Here is a 5,874-nt window from a genome sequence, read left to right as displayed (position 1 = left end):
GGCTACAACGCGAATTCGGCGCAGGTGTTCGGCGAAGTCGGCTACGCGCTGCCGGTCGGGCCGGTCGCGATCGAGCCGTTCGCGGGCCTCGCGTATGTGAACCTGCATACCGACGGCTATACCGAAAGCGGCGGCGCGGCGGCGCTGCGTGCCGGCGGCGAGACGACCCACGTCGGCTTCTCGACGCTCGGCCTGCGCGCGGCGTCGCAGCTCGGCTCGATCGCGAGCGGCACGTTCACCGCGCGCGGGACGGTCGGCTGGCGGCATGCGTTCGGCAACGTGCGGCCGTCGTCGGCGTTCACGTTCGCGAACGGCGGCACGTCGTTCCAGGTGTCGGGCGTGCCGATTGCGCGCGACAGCGCGGTGCTCGAAGCCGGCATCGACGCGAACATCACGAAGCGCCTGACGCTCGGCCTCACGTACAGCGGCCAGTACGGCAGCGGCGTGCGCGACAACGCGATCCTCGGCAACATCCTGTGGAAATTCTGACCGGTAACTGAGGAGCCCGTGCGCGGCGCGCTGCGACGAAGCAACGTCGCAGCGCGCCGCGACCGTTTCGGCGCTGCGCACGTTCGCCGTTCTGGCCTATCCTGTGCGAAACACGCGACGCGCGCCGCGCGTTGCGCCTCGACACAGGAGCATCGATGCCGAATCACGCCGAAGCCACGACGACGCAGGCGCCGCAAGTCGCGCCGGTTCCCCCGACCCCCGCGTCGGGTCCCGCTTTCATCGCGCCCGAAGCCGATCCGCAGGTCCTCGCGCGCAACAACCAGTACGTGCTGAAATCCGGCGACGCGTTCGTGGTCAGCGACGCGCTCGGCGACATCGGCGGGCATGACGACGGCCTGTTCGTCGACGACATGCGCGTGCTGTCGAAATGGCGCCTGACGTTCGGCGGCCGCGCGCCGTCGCTGCTGTCGGGCGCAACGAGCGCCGACAACGCGTCGTTCACCGCGCACCTGACGAACCGCCCGCTGCCGCCGCTCGGCGGCCACGAGACGCCCGAGGGCGTGATCCACATCGAGCGGCTGCGCGTGCTCGCGGGCGACGTGCTGTACGAAGCGTTGACGCTGACGAACTACGGGGCGAGCGAAGCCGAGGTGCCGCTGTCGCTGTCGTTCGCGGCCGATTTCAAGGACATGTTCGAAGTGCGCGGCACGCAGCGGCCGAAGCGCGGCACGGTGGGCGCACCGCGCGTCGACGCGGGTGCGGTGCGGCTGCGCTACGACGGCCTCGACGGCGTGGAGCGCAACGTGACCGTGCATTTCTCGCCGGCGCCGGACGCGCTGTCGGTCGATCGTGCCGACTACACGCTGACGATCCCCGCGCAGGCGTGCGTGTCGATCTACCTGACCGTCGATGCGACGCTCGGGCCCGCGCAGGCCGAAGGGCCCGGTTGCGGCCGTGTCGCGTTGCGCACCGCGCTCGTCGGCGTGCATCGCGAGATGCGGACGCGGCGCGAGTCGATGGCGCGCGTGAACACCGGCAATCCGCTGTTCGACGCGTGGCTCGATCGTTCGCTCGCGGATCTCGGGCTGCTCACGACGCAGCTCGACACGGGGCCGTACCCGTATGCGGGCATTCCGTGGTTCTCGACGCCGTTCGGCCGCGACGCGATCATCACGTCGCTGCAGATGTTGTGGCTGCAGCCTTCGCTCGCGCGCGGCGTGCTGCGTTTTCTCGCCGAGCACCAGGCGCGCGAGACCTCCGCGTTCCGCGACGCGGAGCCCGGCAAGATCATGCACGAGTTCCGCCGCAGCGAGATGGCCGCGACCGGCGAGGTGCCGTTCGCGCTGTACTACGGCGGCGTCGATACGACACCGCTGTTCATCGTGCTCGCGGGCGCCTATGTCGAACGCACCGGCGACGATGCGCTGATCGACGAGCTGTGGCCCGCGCTCGAGCGTGCCGCGCAATGGGTGATCGACAAGTGCGACCGCAATCCGTACGGACTGCTCGATTACCAGCGCACGTCGGAGCGCGGCCTCGCGAACCAGGGCTGGAAGGACAGCCACGATTCGGTGTTTCATGCGGACGGCCGTTTTCCGGATGGCCCGATCGCGCTCGTCGAAGTGCAGGCCTATGCATGCGCGGCGCTCGACGCGATGTCGGCGTGCTCGCACCGGCGCGGCCATGCGGCCGACGCGACGCGTTACGCATTGCGCGTGAAGACGCTGCGCGACCAGGTCGACGCGCTGTTCTGGATGCCGGAAGGCGATTTCTACGGGATCGCGCTCGACGGTCATGGCGAGCTGTGCCGCGTGTTCGCGTCGAACGCGGGCCACCTGCTCGCATTCGGGCTGCCCGACGCCGAGCGCGGCGCGGCGGTCGCCGGCGTGCTCGGCTCCGCGCTGTTCCAGACGGGCTGGGGTATCCGCACGCTCGCGGCCGGCCAGCCGCGTTTCAACCCGATGGCGTACCACAACGGCTCGGTGTGGCCGCACGACAATGCGCTGATCGCGCGCGGGCTGGCGCGCTACGGCGACAAGACGGCCGCGGTGAATCTGCTGCGCGCGCTGTTCGAGGCGGCGGTGAGCTTCGAGATGCGCCTGCCGGAGCTGTTCTGCGGGTTCCCGCGCCGGCGCGGCGAACCGCCGACCGCGTATCCGGTGGCCTGCCTGCCGCAGGCGTGGGCGGCCGGCGCGCCGTTCATGATGCTGCAGGCGTGCCTCGGCGTGAGCATCGACGCGTCGCGCCACGAGGTGCGCGTCGAGCGCCCGGCGTTGCCGGAAGGCGTCGACTGGCTGCGGATCGACGCGCTGCGCGTCGGCGACGAAACCGTGTCGCTGACGTTTCGCCGCGTCGATGGCCAGGTCGTCGCGGCGGCGGAGCAGCCGGGCCGCGTGAAGGTGGTCGCGGTGCTGTAGCGGCCGGCTGCGCGAACGTTGCGCGATGTCGCGCCACGTTCGCGCGCAGCGGCATAGAATCGTGACATGACCCTTGAACGATGGCGGAGGTAGACGATGACGACCGACAACCGGCCCGACGACGGCGAGCACAAGCTCGAGCATCTGGAAGCGGCGGTCGACCACCTGCACAAGTCGATCGAATCGCAGAGCATCGCGGTCGGCGCGGCGAAGGGCATCCTGTTCAGCCTGATCGAAACGCTCGGTGCGCTGATCGGCGATCCCGACCTGCCCGAGCATGCGCGTTCGGGCTACGAAGCGCTGCGCGACAAGGCGAGCGAATTGCGCGGCGGGCTCGACCGCCATTGACGGACGGGCGGCGCACGCGCTGCCCGATTCGGCAGACGAAGCACAAAAGCCCGTGCGCTCAATCAGTTAGGTGCCCGATACGCAGGATATCCACAAGCTTGCCAACACAATCTGTGGAGAACCGCCCGGCCGTCGGCCGGGTGCGCCGTGCGTGCGCGGTGTGCGGTTCGACCATCGTTCGGGTGCCGCACCCTTGACCGGTCAAGGTCCGTGGATCGAATCCCCTTGTGTATCAAGATGTTACGCGTCTGATCTGACGGATATCCACAGGCTTGCCAACAAAATCTGTGGACAACTCGCAATCGATTGCGTCGCAATGGTTGAGGATCAGGCCGGAATGCCGCAGGCCGCGAAGCCCGTGCGCAAAGGCTGCCCGCGCCGTGCATCGGCGCGCGAATGCGTGCGCGATCAAGGGCTTAGGTGCCAGGTACCCAGGATATCCACATCCTTGCCAACACTTTCTGTGGACAAGCGCGGCCGCGCTATTCGGTGGGCGCGGCGCTCGCCGCTTCCGCCACGATCCAGTCGCGAAAGAGCGTCATCGCGGGCGTCAGCGGTTTCGACTTCAGCGACGTGAGCCAGTAGCCGCCGGCGCGCACGTCGATGTCGAGCGGTCGTGCGAGCAGGCCGAGCTGCAGTTCGCGCGCGAACATGCAGGCGGGGGCGAGCGCGATGCCCGCACCCTGCATCGCGGCCTCGACCATCAGCCGGGACGAATCGAACACGGGCCCGTTGACGGCCCACGGTTCGAGCTGCGCGGCGTCGAACCAGCCGAGCCATTCGTCGGTGCGATACGAGCGCAGCAACGTTTCGTTCGCGAGATCGGCCGGCTGCGCGAGGCGCCGTGCGATGTCCGGCGTGCACAGCGCGGTGAGCGGCGCATCGAGCAGCCGCTCGTTGCGCGTCGCCGGCCAGTTGCCAACGCCAAAGCGGATCGCGAAATCGAGGCCCTCGGCGGCGAGATCGACGACGTTGTTGTTGGTCCGCAGCCGCAGCTCGACGAACGGGTGCGTGTCGCCGAACTGCTTCAGCCGCGGCATTAGCCAGCCTAGGGCAAAGGTGCCGACGACGCCGAGCGTCAGCACCTCGTGGAAACGCCCGCCGTCGAACTGCTTGAGCACCGTCTCGATGCGGCTGAACGCGTCGCTCAGCACCGGCAGCAGTGCGCGCCCCTCGTCGGTCAGCCCGAGGCCGCGCGGCAGACGCGTAAACAGCGTGCAGCCGAGTCGCTCCTCGAGCGAGCGCACCTGCTGGCTGACGGCGGCCTGGGTCACGCTCAGTTCGAGGCCGGCGCGCGTGAAGTTCAGGTGGCGCGCCGACGATTCGAACGCGCGCAACGCATTGAGCGGAAGATGAGGGCGGAGCTTCGTCATAAGAATTTCTTTTGTCAGCGCTCAATTATCGTTGCTTGTCAGGCAACCGTAAAGTCTCGATAGTGCGGTCTCGGCGGCCGGCCGTTTTCAAACCCTCGACGCCGTTTCGCCGTCATTCCACCACGAGACAACCGACATGACCTACTCATCGAAACGTCGAACCCTGTTGCTGGCTGCCGCGACGGCGCCGCTCGTTCTCACCGTCACCGCGTGCGCGTCGCGGCAGGGCGCTGCACCGGACGAAGCCACGCGGGCAGCGGCGGCTGCCGCGGACGCCATTGCGCCTGCCGCGGCGGCGACGACGCTTGCCGATCTCGAGCGCGACGCGGGCGGCCGTCTCGGCGTATGCGCGATCGACACGGCCAGCGGTCGCATCATCGAGCATCGCGCGGGCGAGCGTTTCCCGTTCTGCAGTACGTTCAAGGCGATGCTGAGTGCGGCCGTGCTCGCGCAGAGCGTCGAGCGGCCGGGCTTGCTGCAACAGCGCGTGACTTATACCAAGGCCGACCTCGTCAACTATTCGCCGGTGTCGGAGAAGCACGTCGGCTCGGGCATGACGGTCGCCGCGCTGTGCGAGGCCGCGATCCAGTACAGCGACAATTCGGCCGCGAACCTGCTGATGAAGCTGATCGGCGGCCCGTCGGCGGTAACGGCCTACGCGCGCTCGATCGGCGACGACACGTTCCGGCTCGATCGATGGGAGACCGAACTGAACACCGCGCTGCCGGGCGACCCGCGCGACACGACGACGCCCGCCGCGATGGCCGCCAGCCTGCGCGTGCTGACGCTCGGCGACGCATTGCCGGCCGCGCAGCGTGCGCAGCTCGTCGCGTGGCTGCGCGGCAACAAGGTCGGCGACAAGCGGATTCGCGCGGGCGTGCCGGCCGGGTGGGTGGTGGGCGACAAGACCGGTACCGGCGACTACGGGACGACGAACGACGCGGGCGTCATCTGGCCGACGTCGCGCGCGCCGATCGTGCTGGCCGTGTACTACACGCAGACGCGAGCCGATGCGCGGGCGAAGGACGACGTGATCGCGTCGGTCGCGCGCATCGTCGCGCAGACGTTCGGTTGAGCGGCGCGGCACGGCGTGCGTGGCGAGCGCCGCGGGCGCGCCGTGCCGCGGTCGTGACCCGCGCGATCAAACGTTGTGCGATCAACGACTTAGATCGCGCATGCTCAGGATATCCACATGCTTGCCAACAAAAATTGTGGACAAGCCTGCGCGCAGCGGCGACCGGCGCGACGCGCGCCGTCGTGACGCGTTCGAAGCAGCGCGGACAAAG

The 5,874-nt window shown here is 68.9% G+C and carries 5 protein-coding genes; 4 read left to right on the top strand and 1 reads right to left on the bottom strand.

What is annotated here, in order from left to right; translation table 11 throughout:
- The 3 genes from JMF90_RS20940 to JMF90_RS20930 all read left to right on the top strand — a co-directional run.
- On the top strand, positions 1-489 hold a 489-nt coding region (locus JMF90_RS20940; RefSeq protein WP_201325385.1), incomplete at its 5' end, for an autotransporter outer membrane beta-barrel domain-containing protein.
- Positions 490-644: 155 nt separating this feature from the next.
- Positions 645-2,867, top strand: coding sequence for an amylo-alpha-1,6-glucosidase (locus tag JMF90_RS20935; RefSeq protein WP_011547229.1), 2,223 nt, complete (start codon positions 645-647; stop codon positions 2,865-2,867).
- 96 nt (positions 2,868-2,963) lie between these two features.
- Positions 2,964-3,215: a hypothetical protein gene (locus JMF90_RS20930; protein WP_006480787.1), complete on the top strand. Its 252-nt coding sequence runs from the start codon at positions 2,964-2,966 to the stop codon at positions 3,213-3,215.
- A gap of 482 nt (positions 3,216-3,697) precedes the next feature.
- Here the strand turns inward: JMF90_RS20930 and penR are convergent, their stop codons facing one another.
- The gene (gene penR / locus JMF90_RS20925) at positions 3,698-4,588 is read right to left on the bottom strand and encodes a beta-lactamase transcriptional regulator PenR (protein WP_011547230.1); all 891 of its coding nucleotides are present in this window, start codon (positions 4,586-4,588) and stop codon (positions 3,698-3,700) included.
- Positions 4,589-4,724: 136 nt separating this feature from the next.
- Here penR and blaPEN-B point away from each other — a divergent pair, with 136 nt between their 5' ends.
- The gene (blaPEN-B, locus tag JMF90_RS20920; protein ID WP_011694797.1) at positions 4,725-5,663 is read left to right on the top strand and encodes a PEN-B family class A beta-lactamase; all 939 of its coding nucleotides are present in this window, start codon (positions 4,725-4,727) and stop codon (positions 5,661-5,663) included.
- Positions 5,664-5,874: the final 211 nt, after the last annotated feature.

Origin of the sequence: Burkholderia sp. E168m23 (genome assembly GCF_016586125.1) — a bacterium.
In the GTDB taxonomy this organism is placed as follows: Bacteria; Pseudomonadota; Gammaproteobacteria; order Burkholderiales; family Burkholderiaceae; genus Burkholderia; species Burkholderia orbicola.
This window is presented reverse-complemented; position numbering and strand designations above follow the sequence as displayed.